We start from the raw sequence: 19,292 nt of genomic DNA, 5'->3' as shown, positions 1-19,292 counted from the left end.
GCTGTCTCTGGCTCCGTATCAGCTTGACGGTTGATTGACCGAGCACAGACGAATCGAGTCGCTGAGCAGCTCAATGGCTTTCGGACGCGGAAAGCTGGCACGCCAGGCAATGGCGACGGTGCGATACGGCGCTGGTGCCTTGAACGGCTTGGTAACCAGCAGGTCGGAGCTGTAATAGCGGTCGTCGGCAGCAGACATCGGCAGCACGGTCATGCCGATCCCCGAGGCGACCATGTGGCGGATGGTCTCCAGTGAGCTGGATTCGACGGTGGTGTGCTTGTGCTGGTCGTCGCCCTTGCGCAGGGTCGGGCAGGCTTCGAGCACCTGGTCGCGGAAACAGTGCCCTTCACCGAGCAGCAGCAGCTTGTTGTCGTCCAGTTCGTCCAGGGTCACGCTGTCCCGTGCCGCCCAGGGGTGGCTGGCCGGCATCAGCAGGCTGAACGGCTCGTCATAGAGCGGCTTGGTCAGCACGTCGGGCTCCTGGAATGGCAGCGCGATGATGATCGCATCAAGCTCGCCATTGCGCAGCTTGTCGCGCAGTACGTGGGTGAAGTTTTCTTCGATGTACAGCGGCATTTCCGGTGCGACCCGGTGCAGCTGCGGTACCAGGTGCGGGAACAGATACGGCCCGATGGTATAGATGGCTCCGACCTTGAGTGGCGCGGCCAGCTGGTTCTTGCCGGCGGTCGCCAGTTCGCGAATGGCCAGCGCTTCCTCCAGCACTTTCTGGGCCTGGGCAACGATCCGTTCACCGATGGGGGTGACGCGAACGGCGCTTTTGCTGCGTTCGAAGATCATCACGCCCAGTTCTTCCTCCAGCTTCTTGACTCCCACGCTGAGGGTCGGCTGGGACACATGGCAGCGTTCGGCGGCGTGGCCGAAGTGCTGTTCCTGGGCAAGGGTGACGATGTAGCGGAGTTCGGTCAGGGTCATTGGCTGCAGTCTGTCTGGCTACGGAAGAGGGTCAAACAATGGGCTGTAGCATAGCCGGTTGGTTGATAGAGTAAAACAATCGAAGTGCCCTTGCTGGCGGTGTGGCCGTCGGCCTCCGGCTGGTACAGTGGCGCCTTGCGGACACAGAATGGGAGAAATCGATGCGGCGTGTGGTCATTGCCGGATGTGGGGATGTGGGGTCGGCGCTGGCGGTGCGGCTGCTGGCGCGTGGCTGGCAGGTTTACGGTGTGCGTCGTGATGTCACCAGGTTGCCGGACGGCGTACTGCCGATTGCGGCGGACCTGTGCGTTGCCGAGTGCCCTGCGGACTGGCCGGAGAAGGTCGATTATCTGGTGTTTTGTCCGGCAGCAGGCAAACGCGATGCCGAGCTGTACCAGCGTCTGTACGTGCAGGGGCTGGCGCATGTGATCGATTGGCTGGGGCAGGGCAAGCGTGGGCTGCGCCATCTGCTGCAGGTTTCCAGCACTGGTGTCTATGCCCAGCAGGATGGTGAGTGGGTCACCGAGAACAGCCGTGCCGAGGCCGACAGCGAGACCGGCAGGGCCCTGCTGGCTGCGGAAGATGTTGCCCTGCGCAGCGGTGTGCCGGCGTCGGTAGTGCGGCTGGCGGGCATTTACGGGCCAGGTAGAAACCGGCTGATCGAGCAGGCGCGTGCCGGCATGACGGTTCCGGCCGAGCCGCCGCAATATACCAACCGGATTCATCGTGATGATGCCGTCGGCTTGCTTGAGCACCTGCTGCTGCAGGCTGAAGCACGCGAGTTGTTGGCGCCTTGTTACCTTGGCGTGGACGATGAGCCGGCACCGCTGCACGAGGTCGTCCAGTGGCTGCGCGAGCAGCTCGGTGTCGAGGCTCGGGATGACGGCCCGGCCAGTACTCGAATGGGCAGCAAGCGCTGCAGCAACGACCTGGCGCGCGAAAGCGGCTGGGCACCGCAGTATCCGACCTATAGAGAGGGATATGCGACGCTGCTGGATCACTAGCAAGCTACAAGCTACAAGCGGCAAGCGGCAAGCGGCAAGCGGCAAGCAAAAGCAAAAGCAAAAGCAAAAGCAGGTTTGTGGTAGTGGGGCCGAAAAAAAACCGCGCAGGTCGAAACCGCGCGGTTTTTTCTTGTAGCTTGTAGCTTGCCGCTCGGGGGATGGGCGTTAGCCCACCACCATAATCCCGTCCATCTCGACCGGCACGCCCTTGGGCAGCGCGGCTACGCCGATGGCGGCGCGGGCCGGGTAGGGCTTCTCGAAGTAGCGTTCCATGATTTCGTTGACCTTGGCGAAGTTGCCCAGATCGGTCAGGAAAATGTTCAGCTTGACGATGTCCTGCAGCTTGCCGCCAGCGGCTTCAGCAACGGCGCTGAGGTTGTCGAATACGCGGCAGACCTGCGCTTCAAAGCCGTCGACCACTTCCATGGTGGCCGGGTCCAGCGGGATCTGGCCGGACAGGTATACGGTGTTGCCGACCTTGATTGCCTGGGAGTAAGGCCCAATGGCAGAGGGGGCGTGTTCACTGGTAATGACTTGCTTGTTCATGTGTTCTCCGACGGAATTCAGTTTTTGAGACGGGTAATGCGCATCACGCCCTTGAGGTTGCGGATGCGCTTGATCAGTTGCGACAGATGCAGGCGGTCGCGTACCCGAACGACCAGCTGTACGACGCTGACGCGTCCGTCGCGTTCGTCGACGCTGATCTTGTCGATGCTGGCGTCGGCGACGGTGATGCCGGTGGCGAGCTGGGCAATGATGCCGCGCTGGTGTTCCAGTTCGACGCGCAGCTCGACGGTAAATTCGCCACTGACGTCCTTGTCCCAGGTCAGGTGCAGGGTCTTCTCGCTGTTATGGCGGTTATCCGCCAGATTTCGGCAATTTTCCTGGTGGATGACCATGCCCTTGCCGGAGGACAGATAACCGACGATCGGGTCGCCCGGGATCGGGTTGCAGCAGCGGGCGAAGCTGACCACCAGCCCTTCGGTGCCGCGGATCGCCAGCGGCTTCTCGCTGTTGTCGGCGTTGCTGTCGGGGCTGATTTTCTGGGTGTCTTCCTCTTCGCTGGCGCCTTCGGCGGCCAGCAGGCGCCGGGCGACCACGTATGCCATGCGGTTGCCGAGGCCGATATCCGCCAGCAGATCTTCCATCAGTTCCATCTGGCAATCGGTCAGCACGGCCTGAATGCGCGCTTCCGGAATGTCGCTGAGCTGGGTGCCGAAGCTCGCCAGTACCTTGTCGAGCAGGCGTTCACCGAGGGCGATGGACTCGGAATGGCGCTGGTGCTTGAGGAAGTGGCGGATGTTGCTGCGGGCCTTGCCGGTAATCACGAAGCTGAGCCAGGCCGGGTTCGGGCGGGCGCCCGGGGCGGTAATAATCTCGACGGTTTCGCCGCTTTCCAGCGGCTCGGACAGCGGCGCCAGTCGTCGGTTGACGCGGCAGGCGATACAGCTGTTGCCGATGTCGGTATGCACCGCGTAGGCAAAGTCGACCGGGGTCGACCCCTTGGGCAGCTCCATGATGCGGCCCTTGGGGGTGAAAATGTAGACCTCGTCCGGGAACAGGTCGATCTTGACGTTCTCGATGAACTCCAGCGAGTTGCCGGCGTTCTGCTGCAGCTCCAGCACGCTTTTCAGCCACTGACGGGTACGGGCGTGGTTGCCGTTGATGACCTCGTCCTTGGACTTGTAGACCCAGTGCGCGGCAATGCCGTTGTTGGCCAGCTCTTCCATCTCGTCGGTACGGATCTGGATTTCGATCGGTACCCCGTGCATGCCGAACAGCGTGGTATGCAGGGACTGGTAGCCGTTGGCCTTGGGGATGGCGATGTAGTCCTTGAAGCGGCCGGGGAATGGCTTGTACAGGCTGTGTACTGCGCCGAGCACGCGGTAGCAGGTATCCGGCTTGTCGACGATGATGCGGAAGGCGTAGACGTCCATGATTTCATTGAACGACTTCTTCTTGCCGCGCATCTTCTGGTAGATGCCGTACAGGTGCTTCTCGCGGCCCATTACCTTGCCCTGAAGACCCTCGCGTTCCAGGCAGGCCTGCAGCGACTCGAGAATCCGGTTGAGCAGTTCCTTGCGGTTACCTCGGGCGTTGCGCACGGCGCGGTCAATCAGCATCGAGCGCATCGGATACATGGCCTTGAAGCCCAGGTCCTCGAACTCGGTGCTCAGACTGTGCATACCCAGACGGTTGGCAATCGGCGCGTAAATCTCAAGGGTTTCCTTGGCGATGCGACGGCGCTTTTCCGGTGCCAGCGCACCCAGGGTTCGCATGTTGTGCAGGCGGTCGGCGAGCTTGACCAGAATCACCCGGATATCGCGGGCCATGGCCAGGGCCATCTTCTGGAAGTTCTCGGCCTGGGCTTCGGCCTTGCTCTCGAAGGTCATCTGGGTCAGCTTGCTGACCCCGTCCACCAGCTCGGCAACGGTGTCGCCAAACTGCTCGACCAGAGCATCCTTGGGAATGCCGGTGTCTTCGATTACGTCGTGCAGCATGGCCGCCATCAGGCTCTGATGGTCCATGTGCATGTCGGCGAGGATATTGGCTACGGCAAGGGGATGGGTAACGTAAGGCTCGCCGCTGCGTCGGGTCTGGCCGTCGTGGGCTTGCTCGGCGTAGAAATAGGCGCGCCGGACCAGGTTGACCTGATCCGGCTCAAGGTAATTGCCAAGGGTGTCGGCAAAAACTTCTATCGCAGACATGCAGCTCTCCCGCACCCGTGGTAACGGGTGATGACCTCAGGAATGCCCGGCCTGCGCAATCCGTTTACTCGGCCAGTTCGGTAGTTTCCAGCGAGTACAGCGGCTCCTGCTGATCCTGCAGGGCTTCTTCGGCGAGGATTTCATTGGAAACCAGGCCTTCGGCGACTTCACGCAGGGCAACGACGGTCGGCTTGTCATTTTCCCATGCTACCTTGGGCTCCTTGCCGCCGGTGGCCAGCTGACGGGCGCGCTTGGAGGCCAGCATGACCAGTTCAAAACGGTTATCTACATTTTCCAGGCAGTCTTCAACGGTGACGCGGGCCATGGGGTACTCCGGAAAGGTAACAAGTGAACAAATCGACGCGCCCGGCACGGGGCCGGACGCAGGACCTGACAGTTTACTGGCTGAGGCTTCAGTCTGACAAGAGCGCCTGTAGCAGGGAGGCGTGACGCGCGCTCTGGGCAGTAGTCTTTAGTCGGTAGCTGCGTACTATGGCCTTGAGGTCGTCGAGGGCGTGCTCGAAGGTGTCGTTGATGACCAGACTGTCGAACTCGACGTAATGGCTCATCTCGGCAACGGCTTCGGCCATGCGGCGATCAATCACGTCGTTATCATCCTGGCCACGGGAATCAAGGCGGTAGCGCAGCGCTTCGAGTGACGGCGGCAGGATGAAGATCGAGTGTGCCTGCGGAAGCTTGCGGCGAACCTGTTCTGCGCCCTGCCAGTCAATTTCCAGAATAATGTCATGCCCACGGGCCAGGGCCTGTTCTACGGCGGTTTGCGAGGTGCCGTAGAGGTTGCCGAACACTTCGGCGTGCTCAAGGAAATCACCGGCTTCCACCAGTTTGAGGAAGTTGTCACGGTCGGTGAAGTGGTAGTTAACACCATCAGTCTCGCCCGGGCGCATCGGGCGGGTGGTGTGCGAAACCGAGACGTGCAGGTTGGGTGTCTGTTCGATCAGTGCCTTGACCAGGCTGGTTTTGCCTGCTCCGGACGGGGCGGAAATGATGTACAGCGTGCCGGTGGCATGGGTCATCGGACAGGGTTCCTGCGGTGCGTAATGGGTAAGCGCGCAATTATAGGGATTTCGTGCGGTGGCGTCATGGCTGGTCGTCGCTTCCGCTAAGCTGTTGGTTGAGGTCGAAACCGGAGGAAGGAGCAGGGATGATTTCAAAATGGCAATGGCTGCTGGCGCAGTTGACCCGCACGCTCTGGGTGCGTGCTTCCCTCTATGCCCTGCTGGCGGTGGTTGCGGCGCTGCTGTCGATTCTGGTCCAGCGGCTGCTGCCGGGCCCGTTGCCGGTCACCATAGGGGCTGATGCGGTTGAGCGCATTCTCGACATTCTGGCCTCCAGCATGCTGGCGGTGACCACCTTCTCGCTGAGTGTCATGGTGGCGGCATACAGTGCAGCGACTGCCAATGCGACGCCGCGGGCAACTCGGCTGCTGATGCAGGACACCACCACGCAGAATGTACTGGGAACCTTTATCGGGGCGTTTCTGTTCAGCCTGGTGGGGTTGATTGCGTTAAGCACGGAGGCATACGACGAGAACGGACGCGTTGTGCTGTTTGCCGTAACGCTGCTGGTGATTGTGCTGATCGTGGTCACCATCCTGCGCTGGATTGAGCACCTGTCGCGCTTCGGGCGGGTCGGTGATACCACCGCCCGGGTCGAGGCGGTCACCCGCACGGCGCTGGCGGATCGCATAGCCAATGCCTGCCTTGGTGCCCGTCTGCTGGATCCGCAGCGGCTGCCGTCCAGCGCCAGGCCGCTGTATCCCTGTAATGCCCTCTATCTGCAGCATCTGGATGTCGGCGCGCTGGCCGATTGCGCGCAGGAGCACAGCCTGCGTTTGTATGTCGTTGTGCAGCCCGGCTGCTTCGTGCATCCGGCGGCGCCCGTGTTGTGGTTTGAAGGCGATGCCGACGAAACCGTGCAGTCGCAGCTGCTGGACGCCTTTACCCTGGGCGACATGCGCTCCTTTGATCAGGATCCCCGCTTCGGGTTGTCGGTTCTGTCGGAGATCGCTTCACGCGCGTTGTCGCCAGCGGTCAATGATCCTGGCACGGCCATCGACATTCTCGGCCGTGGCGTGCGTCTGCTGTCGGCCTGGGTGGATCATTGCGAGCCGCAACCGGATGAGGTGCGCTATCCGCAGGTCTGGCTGGTGACGCTGGCGCTGGACGATCTGTTTGATGACCTGTTTGGCCCCATCGCCCGTGATGGCGCGGCGCGGATTGACGTTCAGCTGCGCTTGCTCAAGTCGCTGCAGGCGCTCGCCGCTCGGGATGAGCGATTCGTTGCGCCCGCCCGGCGGCTGGCGCACGAGGCCCGATCGCTGGCTGACCAGCTTATGCCGCTGGCTGTCGACCGCGAGCGGTTAGGCGCGGAGGTCGAGCGGCTGGAAGCCGGCCAGGACGTTCTGCGGCGCCAGTTATAGCGCCGCATTCGGCATCTCGGGGTAACGGCAATATCGCCGTTACGGGTGTTATCGTGGACCGACCCCGCCAGACCGTTTAAACAAATAGTGGAGTTCTGCAGCATGATTCGAATCACCGTTGCCTACCCCGCGCAGGACAATGCGCGTTTTGACCACAGCTATTACCAGCAGCAGCACGCCAGATTGATCCATGAGCAGCTGGATGCACACGGCCTGCTAAAGCTCGAAGTGGACCAGTGCCTGGCCGATGGCGCGGGGCAGGCGCCGCAGTTTGTGGCCTGCGCGCATCTGTTCTTTGCCGATATGGCGCAGTTTCAGGCCGCTTTCGCCGCCGGCGGCAAGGCGCTGAATCAGGACATGGCCAATTACACGGACATCACGCCGGTTGTCACTATCAGTCAGGTTGTTGCCTGATTCTCCCGCTGGCCGCGCCTGATCATCGGGCGCGGATCAACTGGCAGCATCCGTTGCCCTGAACCCGCTACAATAGGGCCGCCTTGCCCTTTCATCCTGTCGAGGAAACCCCCTGATGACCGCACGTCGGGTTGCATCAGCGTTGCGCGCTGCTGACAAAAGAGCTGTTTCCAGAACGCCAGCCTCCGGTGCTGGCGCTCTGCGTCAGGATCGAATCTATCAGGCCATCAGCGACGCCATCATCGAGCACCGCCTGCAGCCGGGCGCGCGCTTGCGCGAGGATGCGTTGGCCGAGGTGTTCGGGGTCAGCAGGACCGGTATTCGCAAGGTGCTGCAGCGCCTCGCCATGGATCAACTGATTACCCTGACCCCCGGCAAGGGCGCCAGTGTCACCCGGCCTTCCGCCGAGGAGGCGCGGGAAGTCTTTGATGCGCGGCGGATGGTGGAATGTGGCCTGATGCGGCAATTGGCACCGCAGATTGATGAGGCGGCACTGGCGGCCTTGCGCGCGCTGGCCGAGCAGGAGCAGCAGGCATTGGCGGCGCGCGATCAGAGTGCGGCGATCAAGTGCTCGGCGGAGTTTCACAGTCAGCTGGCGGTGCTGGCCGGCAATCAGACGCTGGCGAGTTTTGTCGTCCAGCTATGTTCGCGTTCATCGTTGATTCTGGCGGTGTACGGCAACGCCGGGAATCTGGGCTGCGACTGCACCGATCACGACCGCCTGATCACGTTGCTGGAAGGTCGGGATGGTGAGGCGGCTGCCGCCTTTATGGCGCAGCATCTGGATGCCATTGAGGGCTCGCTGGCGATTGCCGACTCGCCGCAGACCACGCCGGATCTGCAGAATATCTTCGCCGCCTATCGCGGCTGATGACGCCGACGGTGCAGGCACCGTCGGCAGCCTCGGGGCTCAGCGGCGGAAGCGCTGGCAGGGACCCCAGTATTGCATCAGCAGATAGTAGCTGAGCCCGGCCGGAATCAGGCTGGCATACCACGACACGCTGGATACGTTCAGCGCGACTGCGGCACCAATGGCGGTCGCGATCAGCGCGGCGTAGTTGACCCCCTGATACGGGCCGTTGGCGTCGTACAGGTGCTCCAGATTCAGCGTGCGCTTGCGAATCAGGTAATAGTCCACCACCAGAATCGCGAAGATCGGACCGAGGAACGCCGAGTAGGTCTGCACGAATACCTGCAGGCCGGCGGCCGAATCCTCGCTGACCAGTTTCCACGGAAAGGTGGCGAAGGCCAGCAGGCCGACGATGACGGTGGCCGGGCGGAACTTCAGCTTGAATACATCCATCAGCACGTAGGTCGGCGGCACCACGTTGTTCAGTACGTTGGTGGTGACCTGGGCGAAGGCGATGAACAGCAGGGTGGTCATCAGCAGCGGAGTGTTGTCGACCGCGTTGGCAAACACCTGGATCGGGTCGGCGACGCCGGTAGCTTCGGAGACCATGTAGCCGATCAGGCCCATGAACAGGGTGCAGGGCAGAATCGACATCGAGTAGATGGTGGTCAGCAGGCCCGGGCCGGTGCCGTGTTTGTGCTCGCGGGCGTAGTCACTGACGTTGAGGATCATGGTGCTGTAGATGCCGAGGAACAGCATGGTCGCGCTCCAGAACGGCAGGCCCCATGAGCCCTGCATGGTCAACAGGCTGCTCGAGAGTTCGTCGCCGTAACGCTGCACGGTGCTGTAGAACATGTAGACCAGCGAGGCGAGGATAAAGGCGCTGCCGACATTCTCCAGCCACTTGATGCCCTGAAAGCCCATGACCGACAGGCCGATCTGCAGGAACTGGAAGGCAATAAAGAAGAACACCAGATTGTCGAAGCCGAACAGGGTGGCGGACACCATGTTCAGGGCGCCGGCACCAATCCAGCTCTGGAAACCGTACCAGACGATTGCCGGTACCGCGCGCACCAGACCGGGCAGGCGGGTGCCGGTAAAGCCGAAGGCGCTGCGCGCCTGCACCATGAACGGGATGCCGTACTTGTAACCGGCGGCGCCGTTGAGCACCAGCGCAATACCAATGACGAAACAGCCGATGGCGATGGCGATGGTGGCCTGAATCAGGTTGAGGCTGCCGACCACGCTGGAGCCCATGGTAAAGGTGCCGATGGAAACGCAACCGCCAAACCAGGCCAGCAGATAGGACAGGCGCCCCATGATGCGGACTTTCTGGGGCGCAAGAGACTCCTCGCCGGCGGCCTTGGTTTCGTTGCTCGGCTGGCTGCCGGCGGTGAGCGTGCTGGCGTCAGTGTTCATGAGACTCCCCCGTGGGCTGTGTTATGCATTGTTGTCTCCCCGGATCATCCGATCCTGCGGTTTCTTGTGTGCCCCGCGGGGCGTGCTGTCACCTGATCAGCCGTGGGCCAGATCAGAGTACTCGGCAAAGCGTCCGGTGAAGCGTTTGCTGCCCGGAAACGCCAGATCGCCAAATTTGCTGGTACCCAGCCCCAGCCCAACTACGGCTTCGGCCAGCTTCACTGCCGCGGTCACGCCCTCCACCACGGGCAGACCGACCGCATCGCTGATCTGCGGGGTGAGGTCGGCCATGCCGCCGCAACCCAGCACGATGGCACCGATGTTGTCTTCGCGCTTGGCCTTCAGGCACTCGTCGATGATGCGCTCAAGGGCGATATCCGGGTTCTCTTCCAGATCCAGCACCGGAATGTCGGCCGCGCGCAGGCGTCGGCAGCTGTGGCGGAAGCCGTAATTGTCGAGCAGGTGCTCGGCGATGATCAGGGTGCGCGGCAGGGTGGTAACCACCGAGAAGCGGGTGCTGATCAGGCTGGCAACATGGAAGGCGGCTTCGGCGATGCCGATCACCGGGGCGCGGGTCAGCTCGCGGGCGGCATACAGCCCGGGGTCGCCAAAGCAGGCAATGATGTAGGCGTCGGTGCCTTCGCGCTCACCCGCGCGTACTTCCTCGATAACGCCCAGAGCACTGACCGCCTCGTCGAAATGGCTCTCGATCGACACCGGGCCGCTGTCTGGCTGGCTGGCGGTGATCCGCGTGCCGGGTGCGGCAACGGCTTTGGCCGCCGCGCCGATGGTCTCGGTCATGGCGTGGGTGGTGTTCGGGTTGATGACGCGAATATGCATGAATCTGGCCTGCCAATGTATGTACACAAAACAATAGACTAATTGTATACAATCGCTCGAGTCAAAAAATCAAAATGCCCTGCAGTTATCGCGCGTAATAAGCGCTGCGTGGTCGAATTGCGGGCTTTCTTCAGCGAAAGAGGTGTCTTAATGAGCGATAGCGCTGTGTATCCACGCGATCTGATCGGCTACGGTCGCACCCCGCCGGAAGCCCGTTGGCCCGGCCGTGCGCGGATCGCCGTTCAATTTGTGCTCAACTACGAAGAGGGCGGTGAGAACTGTGTGCTGCACGGCGACAGTCACTCCGAGCAGTTTCTGTCGGAAATCATTGGTGCGGCGGCGTTCGATGATCGCCACATGAGCATGGAGTCGATTTACGAGTACGGCTCGCGGGTCGGTGTCTGGCGCCTGCTCAACGAATTTGAGCGGCGCGGCCTGCCGCTGACCGTGTTTGGCGTGGCGATGGCACTGGAGCGGCATCCGGAAGTAGCCCAGGCGTTCCATGAGCTGGGCCACGAGATCGCCTGCCACGGCTGGCGCTGGATTCACTACCAGAACATCCCCGAAGCGGTTGAGCGCGAGCATCTGCAGCGGGCACTGGACATCTTCCAGCGCCTCTACGGCGCCCAGCCGGAGGGTTGGTACACCGGGCGGGACAGCCCCAACACCCGGCGTCTGTTGCTGGATCAGGGCGGCTTTCTGTATGACAGCGACTATTACGGTGATGATCTGCCATTCTGGACCCGTGAGGCGGACAGCGCCGGCGCGCTGCATAATCACCTCATCGTGCCCTACACGCTGGATACCAACGACATGCGCTTTGCCTCACCGCAGGGCTTCAATACGGGCGACCACTTCTTCCAGTATCTGAAAGACGCTTTCGACGTGCTCTACGCTGAGGGTGAAGATCTGCCGAAGATGCTGTCGATCGGTCTGCACTGTCGGCTGATCGGCCGTCCCGGCCGCTTCCGCGCGCTGCAGCGTTTTCTTGATTACATCGAATCCCATGATCGGGTCTGGGTTACCCGCCGTGTCGATATCGCCCGCCATTGGGCCGAGCATCATCCCGCACAGAACCAGGAGTCAGTATGAGCAAGCAATCCGCACCCCGCAGCTACTACGCGCCAACCGGCGGGCACCCGCCGCAGACGCAGCTGACCACCGACCGCGCGGTCTTCACCGAGGCCTACGCGGTGATTCCCAAGGGCGTGATGCGCGATATCGTTACCAGCCACCTGCCGTTCTGGACCGGTACCCGTCTGTGGGTGCTGTCGCGTCCGCTCAGCGGTTTTGCCGAGACCTTCTCGCAGTACATCATGGAAGTGCAACCGGGTGGCGGCAGCGACAAGCCGGAAACCGACGCCTCCGCCGAAGGTGTTCTGTTCGTGGTGGAAGGCGAAATGACGCTGATCCTGAACGGTCAGCAGCATCTGATGAAAGAGGGCGGCTACGCCTTTATTCCGCCGAGCAGTGACTGGCAACTGCACAACAACAGCGGCGCTGTGGTGCGCTTCCACTGGATCCGCAAGGCCTATCAGAAGGTGGATGGCCTGGATGCACCGGAAGCCTTCGTTACCAACGAGAACGACATCATCCCGCTGGAGATGCCCGGCACCAACGGTGCCTGGAGCACCACCCGCTTTGTCGACATGAGCGACATGCGCCACGACATGCACGTGAATATCGTCAACTTCCAGCCGGGCGGCGCGATTCCCTTCGCCGAGACCCACGTCATGGAGCATGGCCTCTATGTGCTGGAAGGCAAGGCGGTCTACCTGCTGAACAAGGATTGGGTCGAGGTCGAAGCCGGCGACTACATGTGGCTGCGCGCCTTCTGCCCGCAGGCCTGCTACGCCGGTGGCCCCGGCCCGTTCCGCTACCTGCTGTACAAGGACGTCAACCGTCACATGAAACTGCCGACCTTCGGCCGTTGAGGAGCAGAAGATGAGTGCTGACGTGTTGCAGCTGACGGCTCAGCCCCTGACACCGGAGGCCTTCGAGGCCTTCGGTGAGGTGATCGACTCGCGCAGCTCCGCGCATTTCATGATCAACGCGGGCCGTACCCGTCGCCATCATGATCTGGCCAGGGTTGAGGTGGCCGGTGAATCACCGCGGGTGCTGATCAGCATCTTCGTCAGCCAGCCGGTCACCGTGCCGCTGGAGCTGACCTTTCTGGAGCGCCATCCGCTCGGCAGCCAGGCGTTCATGCCGCTGCACGAGGAGCAGTTTCTGATCGTGGTAGCGCCACCCGGCGATGCGATTGATCCGGCCGAGGTGCGCGCCTTCATCACCGACGGCCGGCAGGGCGTCAACTACCGCATCGGCACCTGGCATGCCATCCAGTCGGTGCTGGAGCGTGAAGGGGAGTTTCTGGTGGTCGATCGCGGGGGTGCCGGGCACAACTGTGACGAGTACCCGATCAACATCCGGGTGACGCTGGCGTGATCCTGCGCTGACGTTGCTGCCGCTCCGCAACGGAGCGGTATAGGCTTACTCGATATTCTGGATCTGCTCGCGCATCTGCTCGATAAACACCTTCAGATCCACCGCCGCCTGGGTGCTGCGCGTATCGATGGCCTTGGAGCCGAGGGTGTTGGCTTCGCGGTTGAACTCCTGCATGAGGAAGTCCAGGCGGCGGCCGATGGCGTCCTTGCTGTCGAGTACCCGGCGGGTTTCGGCGACGTGGGTATCGAGGCGGTCGAGTTCTTCTGCCACGTCGATCTTCTGCGCCAGCAGTACGATTTCCTGCTCGACGCGGGTGCTGTCCAGCTCGAGTTTGGCGTCGTTGAAGCGGTCGATCAGCTTCTGCCGGTGGGTGGTCAGCAGGGTCGGCATCATTTCGCGGATTACGGCGGTGCGCTCGCTGATGCTGCTCAGGCGGTCCTCGATCAGTTGCTTCAGCTCGGCGCCTTCGCGCGCGCGGTGTTCCTTCAGTTCCTTGAGGGCCTGATCGAACAGCTGGCGGGCCTGCTTGACCAGGTCACCCTGGTCCGTTTTCTCGCCAATCACCACGCCCGGCCAGGCCAGCAGCTCGAGCGGGTTGACCGGGCCGGCGTTCTGCAGGCGGGCGCTGAGCTGCTCGGTGGTGCGGATCAGCTGGTCGAGCAGTGGCTGGTTAAGGCTGAGTTCGCTGGACTGCTGCTCGACCGGGTTGAAGCGCAGGGTGCACTCGACCTTGCCGCGGGCCAGCTGCTTGCGCAGCAGCTCGCGCAGCGGGCCTTCCAGTTCGCGGAAGGCTTCGGGCAGGCGCAGGGTGACTTCCAGATAGCGGTGGTTCACCGACCGCAGTTCCCAGGCCAGGTTGCCCTGATCGGTGCTGAGTTCGCTGCGGGCGAAGGCGGTCATGCTGTAAACCATGCTGATCCTCTGTCTGGTTGGTTGGCCGGTAGGCATTGTAGCGCCTTGCGGCGGTCCGGGGGTATCGTCGGGGTGCTATACTCCGCGGTCTTCCCACCTGCAGTACAAGGATTCCAGATGATGAAACGCCCCAGCGAACGCGCCGCCGACCAGATGCGCCAGGTTACCCTGACCCGTCACTACACCAAGCATGCCGAAGGCTCCGTGCTGGTCGAGTTTGGCGACACCAAGGTCATCTGTACCGTCAGTGTCGAGGCCGGGGTGCCGCGCTTCCTGCGTGGCAGCGGTCAGGGCTGGATCACCGCAGAATACGGCATGCTGCCGCGCTCTACCGGCTCGCGCATGCAGCGTGAGTCGAGCAAAGGCAAGCAGGGTGGTCGTACACTGGAAATTCAGCGTCTGATCGGTCGTTCGCTGCGCGCTGCGGTTGATTTGAAGACGCTGGGTGAAAACACCCTGTACATCGACTGCGATGTTATTCAGGCCGACGGCGGTACCCGTACCGCGTCGATCACCGGTGCCTGCGTGGCGCTGGTCGATGCACTGCGGGCCATGAAGCAGCGCGGTGCGATCAAGAAGGTGCCCGAGGTGCAGATGATTGCCGCGATCTCGGTCGGCATCTATCAGGGTGTGCCGGTGCTGGATCTGGACTATCCGGAAGACTCGGCTGCCGATACCGACCTGAATGTGGTGATGACCGACAAGGGCGGCTTTATCGAAGTGCAGGGTACCGCCGAAGCGGCACCGTTCAGTGCCGAGGATCTGAACGCCATGCTAACGCTGGCGCGCAAGGGGGCTGACGAGTTGTTCGCGCTGCAGCGCGCTGCGCTGGAAGACTGATTGCTGGTCTGTAGTTATATCGATGAGGGCCGCCACTGCGCGGCCCTTTTTTGTGCGGCATGCACGCTGGCGTGGGCAGCACCATAGGCAGGGTGTGTAAACTCTGCTAAAACTCGCCTGAATCTGTTTTGACGCCAAGGAGTGCCTGCGATGACTGATCCCGTAACCCAAGTTGACAACACGCCGCCACCGCCGCCCGGTGCCCCTGGTCCGGAAGCGCGTCAGTGGGCGTTGTTCGTGCACCTGTCAGCCCTGCTCGGATTCATTATTCCGTTCGGTAATCTGGTTGGTCCCTTGATCATCTGGCAACTGAAAAAGGACATGGATCCCTTCGTGGATGATCAGGGCAAGGAAGCGCTGAATTTTCAGATCACGGTCGCCTTGCTGATGCTGGTCTGTCTGCTGCTGGCGCTGGTGGTTATCGGCCTGCTGCTGATGTGGGTCGTAGGCGTGGGTGCGCTGGTGCTGACCATCATTGCTGCGATCAAGGCCAATGAGGGTCAGGCCTACCGCTATCCGTTCTGCTGGCGGTTGATTAAATAGCCGAAGCAAAAAAACACCCCCGGAGCCCATGGCTGCGGGGGTGTTTTCGTTTGTACGGCTAACTCGATTGATTCTGTTGCACCAGGGGTGCTGTCCCGTGAGCCTCGCTTGCAGCTTGCAGCTTGCAGCTTGCAGGGGGCGGCCACCCGCCTTGCAGCTGCTGCGCCTCAGATGCTGAGAGTCCAGTCGTAATCGATAATCACCGGCGCGTGCTGCGAGAAGCGCACATTGCGCGGAATCTTGGCCTGTTTGACGAAGCGGCGCAGCCCCGGGGTCAGGAACTGGTAGTCGAAACGCAGACCAAGATTGAGGTTTTCCGCCTGCTCGCTGTTCGGCCACCAACTGTACAGCTCGGATTCGCGGGTGACTTCGCGCAGCGCATCGACGTAGCCCATGTTACCGAAGATCTCATCCATCCAGGCGCGTTCGGGCGCCATGAAACCGGGCTCGTTCTGACAGTCGCGCCAGTTCTTCACGTCCAGCTTGAGATGGGCAACGTACAGCGAGCCGCAGTAGATGAATTCGCGGCGCTTGCGACGCTGCTTGTTCAGGTAGTTGGCGAAGTCTTCCATGAACTTGAACTTCTGGTTCAGGTCGGCATCGCCGTCGCGGCCGGATGGCAGCAGCAGCGAGCCGATGCTGAGCTTGTCGAAGTCGGCCTGCATGAAGCGGCCGTAACGGTCGGCAGATTCAAAGCCCAGCCCCATGATGATTGCCTTGGGCGCCGTGCGGGTGTAGATCGCAACGCCGCCCTGGGACGGGGTTTCGGCTTCGAAGCAGTACTGCCAGTAACCATCCAGCCAGTACGGGTCCTGCTCCAGCTCGGGGGCGGTGACGCGGATGTCCTGCAGACAGATGACATCGGCATCCTGGGTGCGCAGCCAGTCAAACAGGCCACGCTCGGCGGCGGCCTTTACTCCGTTGACGTTGAGACTGATGATTCGCATGCATGGTCCCCCAAAAAACCAGCGTGTATGATACCCGAGCTTGAGGGTCTGTTGTAGTTTCGTTAACCCGCTAGGTGCAGCCGGTAAAGCTGCCGGGCAGGAAACGAGACGCCTGGTTTGGTCATTCCGGACAGGCGACGAGTGTCGCCGGATGACCCCGGCGTCAGCAGCCCCTGTCCTTTTGTTAATGATGAGGGTGTAGATGCACGAATATCAGCGGGAGTTCATTCGGTTTGCGCTGGATCGCAATGTCTTGCGATTTGGCGAGTTCACTCTCAAGTCAGGGCGCAAGAGCCCGTACTTTTTCAATGCGGGCTTGTTCAATGATGGCGCCTCACTGAGTCGACTGGGCCGCTTCTATGCCCAGGCCCTGGTGCACAGCAGCCTGCCGGATGTCGACGTCATTTTCGGGCCCGCCTATAAAGGTATCCCGCTGGCGGCGGTGACCGCTGTCGCACTGGCCGACAGCTTTGACCGCAACCTGCCCTACTGCTTCAATCGCAAGGAAGCCAAGGATCACGGTGAGGGCGGCTCGCTGGTGGGCGCGCCGCTGGAAGGCCGCGTGCTGATTATCGATGACGTGATCACTGCCGGTACGGCGGTACGTGAGGTCATGCAGATCATTCGCCAGGCTGGAGCCACTCCGGCAGCGGTCATGATCGCACTGGATCGTCAGGAGCGCGGCCAGGGCGAACTGTCCGCCATTCAGGAGGTTGAGCGTGACTTTGGCATTCCGGTGATCAGCATTGTCAGCCTGAATCAGGTGATGGCCTTCATCCAGGATGATCCGGAATTGCAGCAGCATTTGCCGGCCGTACAGGCCTATCGCGCCGAATACGGAATCTGATCACAGTCTCGCCTGCGCGCGGAGGATGGATTAACGGTTTGGCGTCTGCGGTCGATATACTGCCAATTGGCCATCTGGCCGGCATTGATGTTCGCAAGGAACGCTGGAACGGATGAGGAGCCGCCTGCGATGAAACGGATCTTGAGCTGTGTTGCACTGACCTTGACGGTACTCCCGTTGTCGGGGGTTGCCGAAGAGCTGTACCGCTATACCGATGATAACGGTGTGGTGGTGCTCGACCGTCAGGTGCCGCCCCGTTTCATTGCCAACGGATACGAGGTGCTGGACAGCCATGGCCGAGTCAAGCAGGTGATTCCGCCGGCGCCGACCGTCGAAGAGCGTGAGGCGCAGCGACGAGAGCAGGAAGCCCGCAGGAAACAGGATGCCGAAGACGCTACCCTGCTGCGGCTTTACAGCAGTGTCGCCGACCTGGATCGGGCTCAGGCGCGCCAGTTGCAGCAACTGGACAACCAGATTGCCGTCGCCCGGGCCAATATTGCCGAGCTTCAGGTGGAGCGCGAAACATTGCGCTCGCAGGCCGCTGATCTTGAGCGAGCCGGACGCAAGGTGGAGCAGGGGATCATTGACCAGTTGGCGACAGTGGATGCCGAAACCCGTCGGCAGCAGCAGCGAATCGAGCGCACTCAGGCCGATATCGAGGCGGTCAAGGCAGACTATGCCAGCCAGAGAGCCCGTCTGGCTGTGCTGCTCGGTGTGGAGCCGGCTGCCCGGTAGCAGCTGGCCCCTGGTTGTGGTTCAGCTCTGAATGGCCGCGCCGGACTCCTCCGGAAGGCAATGTTCGAAGGCGCGCACTGCCGCCTTGAATGCTTCCGGAATGGGCGTTGGCCGACGTGTCTGCTGATCGGCATGCACATAGACAATCTCGCCGCTGACCAGCAGGCTGTCCTCCCGATAGATTCCCACCAGAAAGGACATGCTGGAATTGCCGAAGCGCGAGACCCGCAGATGAATATCCAGCAGATCATCGAACAGCGCTGGTGCCTTGTAGTCGAGTAGCGTTCTGGCGGCAAAAAACTCGCTGCCATCCAGCCCTTCGCCAGGCTTCACGCCCGCGGCGGCGCGCAATGCCCGGTAGTACTCGGTCACGCCAACGTCGGCAAAGTTCAGGTAGTGGCCGTTGAAGACGATGCCCTGAGGGTCCGCTTCAGACCAGCGCACGCGCAGCGGCGTGCTGAAGCGGAAGTCGGCCCTGTCCATTACTCGCCCCGTGCCTGATTGGTGATCAGGGTGCCGACGCCGGTGTCTGTGAACAGTTCCAGCAGCACTGCGTTGGGTACCCGGCCGTCGACGATGATGGCACTGCCGACACCACCCTGAACCGCATCCAGCGCGCAGCGAATCTTCGGCAGCATCCCGCCATAGATAGTGCCATCGGCGATCAGCGCATCAACCTGGGCGGTGCTCAGGCCGGTCAGCACCTTGCCTTCCTTGTCCATCAGTCCGGCGATGTTGGTGAGCAGCATCAGCTTTTCGGCGCCCAGCGCTTCGGCGACCTTGCCCGCCACCAGGTCGGCGTTGATGTTGTAGGAGGCGCCATCGGTGCCGACGCCGATTGGAGCGATGACCGGGATGTAGTCATCGGAGACCAGCCGGTTGATCAGGTTGGCGTTGACGCTGGAGACCTCGCCCACATGCCCGATGTCGATGATCTCGGGCTTGTCCATGCCAGGGGTGTGACGGCTGACTTTCAGCTTGCGGGCCTTGATCAGACCGGCATCCTTGCCGGTCAGGCCGATGGCGCTGCCGCCGTGCTGGTTGATCAGGTTGACGATGTCCTTGTTGACCTGGCCGCCAAGGACCATCTCGACCACATCCATGGTCTGGCTGTCGGTCACCCGCATGCCTTCTATGAACTGGCTTTCGATGTTCAGTCGCTTGAGCAGATCACCGATCTGCGGGCCGCCACCATGCACCACTACCGGATTGATGCCGACCGTCTTCATCAACACGATGTCGCGGGCAAAGCTGTTTTTCAGCTCATCGTTTTCCATGGCGTTTCCGCCGTACTTGATGACGATGGTTTTGCCGGTGAAGCGCTGAATATAGGGCAGGGCTTCGGTAAGAACGCGTGAAACCTGGGCGGCGGCGTCGCGACTCAACATGGTGGTCTGGTGTCTCCTGTGGTA

At 61.8% G+C, this 19,292-nt stretch carries 22 protein-coding genes; 11 read left to right on the top strand and 11 right to left on the bottom strand.

What is annotated here, in order from left to right:
• Positions 1–18: 18 nt before the first annotated feature.
• On the bottom strand, positions 19–933 hold the full coding sequence (locus tag ACZ5WQ_RS13370) for a hydrogen peroxide-inducible genes activator (RefSeq protein ID WP_228245947.1): 915 nt from the start codon (positions 931–933) through the stop codon (positions 19–21).
• A 161-nt stretch (positions 934–1,094) separates the two neighbouring features.
• On the opposite strand from ACZ5WQ_RS13370, the gene ACZ5WQ_RS13365 reads away from it, so the two are divergent.
• Positions 1,095–1,937 (top strand): SDR family oxidoreductase, encoded by an 843-nt coding sequence (locus ACZ5WQ_RS13365; protein ID WP_269688416.1) that lies wholly within the window; start codon positions 1,095–1,097, stop codon positions 1,935–1,937.
• Positions 1,938–2,102: 165 nt separating this feature from the next.
• Here the strand turns inward: ACZ5WQ_RS13365 and ACZ5WQ_RS13360 are convergent, their stop codons facing one another.
• The 4 genes from ACZ5WQ_RS13360 to gmk all read right to left on the bottom strand — a co-directional run bounded on the left by ACZ5WQ_RS13360 (position 2,103) and on the right by gmk (position 5,682).
• The gene (locus ACZ5WQ_RS13360; RefSeq protein WP_228245945.1) at positions 2,103–2,483 is read right to left on the bottom strand and encodes a RidA family protein; all 381 of its coding nucleotides are present in this window, start codon (positions 2,481–2,483) and stop codon (positions 2,103–2,105) included.
• A gap of 17 nt (positions 2,484–2,500) precedes the next feature.
• Entirely contained in the window at positions 2,501–4,645 is a 2,145-nt protein-coding gene (gene spoT / locus ACZ5WQ_RS13355; RefSeq protein WP_228245944.1) for a bifunctional GTP diphosphokinase/guanosine-3',5'-bis pyrophosphate 3'-pyrophosphohydrolase, read from the bottom strand.
• A gap of 64 nt (positions 4,646–4,709) precedes the next feature.
• Positions 4,710–4,970: a DNA-directed RNA polymerase subunit omega gene (gene rpoZ / locus ACZ5WQ_RS13350; protein WP_088275776.1), complete on the bottom strand. Its 261-nt coding sequence runs from the start codon at positions 4,968–4,970 to the stop codon at positions 4,710–4,712.
• 88 nt (positions 4,971–5,058) lie between these two features.
• Positions 5,059–5,682 carry a guanylate kinase gene (gene gmk / locus ACZ5WQ_RS13345; protein WP_228245943.1) on the bottom strand — a complete coding sequence of 208 codons (624 nt, stop codon included), beginning with the start codon at positions 5,680–5,682 and terminating at the stop codon, positions 5,059–5,061.
• A gap of 128 nt (positions 5,683–5,810) precedes the next feature.
• On the opposite strand from gmk, the gene ACZ5WQ_RS13340 reads away from it, so the two are divergent.
• The 3 genes from ACZ5WQ_RS13340 to ACZ5WQ_RS13330 all read left to right on the top strand — a co-directional run bounded on the left by ACZ5WQ_RS13340 (position 5,811) and on the right by ACZ5WQ_RS13330 (position 8,373).
• Complete coding sequence (locus ACZ5WQ_RS13340) at positions 5,811–7,088, top strand: DUF2254 domain-containing protein (RefSeq protein ID WP_464382458.1); 1,278 nt, start codon at positions 5,811–5,813, stop codon at positions 7,086–7,088.
• A gap of 102 nt (positions 7,089–7,190) precedes the next feature.
• Positions 7,191–7,502, top strand: coding sequence for an EthD family reductase (locus ACZ5WQ_RS13335; RefSeq protein WP_088275773.1), 312 nt, complete (start codon positions 7,191–7,193; stop codon positions 7,500–7,502).
• 115 nt (positions 7,503–7,617) lie between these two features.
• On the top strand, positions 7,618–8,373 hold the full coding sequence (locus tag ACZ5WQ_RS13330) for a GntR family transcriptional regulator (RefSeq protein WP_269688419.1): 756 nt from the start codon (positions 7,618–7,620) through the stop codon (positions 8,371–8,373).
• A 39-nt stretch (positions 8,374–8,412) separates the two neighbouring features.
• Here ACZ5WQ_RS13330 and ACZ5WQ_RS13325 read toward each other — a convergent pair whose 3' ends face one another.
• Together ACZ5WQ_RS13325 and ACZ5WQ_RS13320 are read right to left on the bottom strand one after the other, a co-directional pair.
• The gene (locus tag ACZ5WQ_RS13325; RefSeq protein ID WP_233048523.1) at positions 8,413–9,771 is read right to left on the bottom strand and encodes an NCS1 family transporter; all 1,359 of its coding nucleotides are present in this window, start codon (positions 9,769–9,771) and stop codon (positions 8,413–8,415) included.
• Positions 9,772–9,867: 96 nt separating this feature from the next.
• Positions 9,868–10,611, bottom strand: coding sequence for an aspartate/glutamate racemase family protein (locus ACZ5WQ_RS13320; protein WP_088275769.1), 744 nt, complete (start codon positions 10,609–10,611; stop codon positions 9,868–9,870).
• A 150-nt stretch (positions 10,612–10,761) separates the two neighbouring features.
• On the opposite strand from ACZ5WQ_RS13320, the gene puuE reads away from it, so the two are divergent.
• Genes puuE through ACZ5WQ_RS13305 form a run of 3 tightly spaced genes read left to right on the top strand, consistent with a single transcriptional unit; the run spans position 10,762 to position 13,056 of the window.
• Positions 10,762–11,703, top strand: a complete 942-nt coding sequence (gene puuE / locus ACZ5WQ_RS13315; protein ID WP_233048522.1) for an allantoinase PuuE — start codon at positions 10,762–10,764, stop codon at positions 11,701–11,703.
• Positions 11,700–12,545: a bifunctional allantoicase/(S)-ureidoglycine aminohydrolase gene (locus tag ACZ5WQ_RS13310; protein WP_228245938.1), complete on the top strand. Its 846-nt coding sequence runs from the start codon at positions 11,700–11,702 to the stop codon at positions 12,543–12,545. The genes puuE and ACZ5WQ_RS13310 overlap by 4 nt, the downstream gene beginning before the upstream one ends.
• Positions 12,546–12,567: 22 nt before the next feature.
• Complete coding sequence (locus ACZ5WQ_RS13305) at positions 12,568–13,056, top strand: ureidoglycolate lyase (RefSeq protein ID WP_228246054.1); 489 nt, start codon at positions 12,568–12,570, stop codon at positions 13,054–13,056.
• Between the two features lie 45 nt (positions 13,057–13,101).
• On the opposite strand, the gene ACZ5WQ_RS13300 is transcribed toward ACZ5WQ_RS13305, so the two are convergent.
• Positions 13,102–13,968, bottom strand: a complete 867-nt coding sequence (locus ACZ5WQ_RS13300) for a YicC/YloC family endoribonuclease (protein WP_228245937.1) — start codon at positions 13,966–13,968, stop codon at positions 13,102–13,104.
• Between the two features lie 120 nt (positions 13,969–14,088).
• On the opposite strand from ACZ5WQ_RS13300, the gene rph reads away from it, so the two are divergent.
• Both rph and ACZ5WQ_RS13290 read left to right on the top strand, forming a co-directional pair.
• A complete protein-coding gene (gene rph, locus ACZ5WQ_RS13295; RefSeq protein WP_464383654.1) occupies positions 14,089–14,808 on the top strand; it encodes a ribonuclease PH in 720 nt (239 codons plus the stop codon).
• A gap of 150 nt (positions 14,809–14,958) precedes the next feature.
• Complete coding sequence (locus ACZ5WQ_RS13290; RefSeq protein WP_088275763.1) at positions 14,959–15,351, top strand: DUF4870 domain-containing protein; 393 nt, start codon at positions 14,959–14,961, stop codon at positions 15,349–15,351.
• A gap of 167 nt (positions 15,352–15,518) precedes the next feature.
• On the opposite strand, the gene ACZ5WQ_RS13285 is transcribed toward ACZ5WQ_RS13290, so the two are convergent.
• A complete protein-coding gene (locus tag ACZ5WQ_RS13285; protein ID WP_088275762.1) occupies positions 15,519–16,298 on the bottom strand; it encodes an exodeoxyribonuclease III in 780 nt (259 codons plus the stop codon).
• A 202-nt stretch (positions 16,299–16,500) separates the two neighbouring features.
• Between ACZ5WQ_RS13285 and pyrE the strand changes: the two genes are divergently transcribed.
• Together pyrE and ACZ5WQ_RS13275 are read left to right on the top strand one after the other, a co-directional pair.
• Positions 16,501–17,145, top strand: coding sequence for an orotate phosphoribosyltransferase (gene pyrE / locus ACZ5WQ_RS13280; protein WP_228245936.1), 645 nt, complete (start codon positions 16,501–16,503; stop codon positions 17,143–17,145).
• A gap of 129 nt (positions 17,146–17,274) precedes the next feature.
• Positions 17,275–17,880 (top strand): DUF4124 domain-containing protein, encoded by a 606-nt coding sequence (locus tag ACZ5WQ_RS13275; RefSeq protein WP_228245935.1) that lies wholly within the window; start codon positions 17,275–17,277, stop codon positions 17,878–17,880.
• 21 nt (positions 17,881–17,901) lie between these two features.
• Here the strand turns inward: ACZ5WQ_RS13275 and ACZ5WQ_RS13270 are convergent, their stop codons facing one another.
• Together ACZ5WQ_RS13270 and argB are read right to left on the bottom strand one after the other, a co-directional pair.
• Positions 17,902–18,363: an acyl-CoA thioesterase gene (locus ACZ5WQ_RS13270; RefSeq protein ID WP_464382457.1), complete on the bottom strand. Its 462-nt coding sequence runs from the start codon at positions 18,361–18,363 to the stop codon at positions 17,902–17,904.
• Positions 18,363–19,268, bottom strand: a complete 906-nt coding sequence (gene argB, locus ACZ5WQ_RS13265; protein ID WP_269688423.1) for an acetylglutamate kinase — start codon at positions 19,266–19,268, stop codon at positions 18,363–18,365. The genes ACZ5WQ_RS13270 and argB overlap by 1 nt, the downstream gene beginning before the upstream one ends.
• Positions 19,269–19,292: the final 24 nt, after the last annotated feature.

It is taken from the genome of Halopseudomonas sp. T1L2 (assembly GCF_055397385.1).
This window is presented reverse-complemented; position numbering and strand designations above follow the sequence as displayed.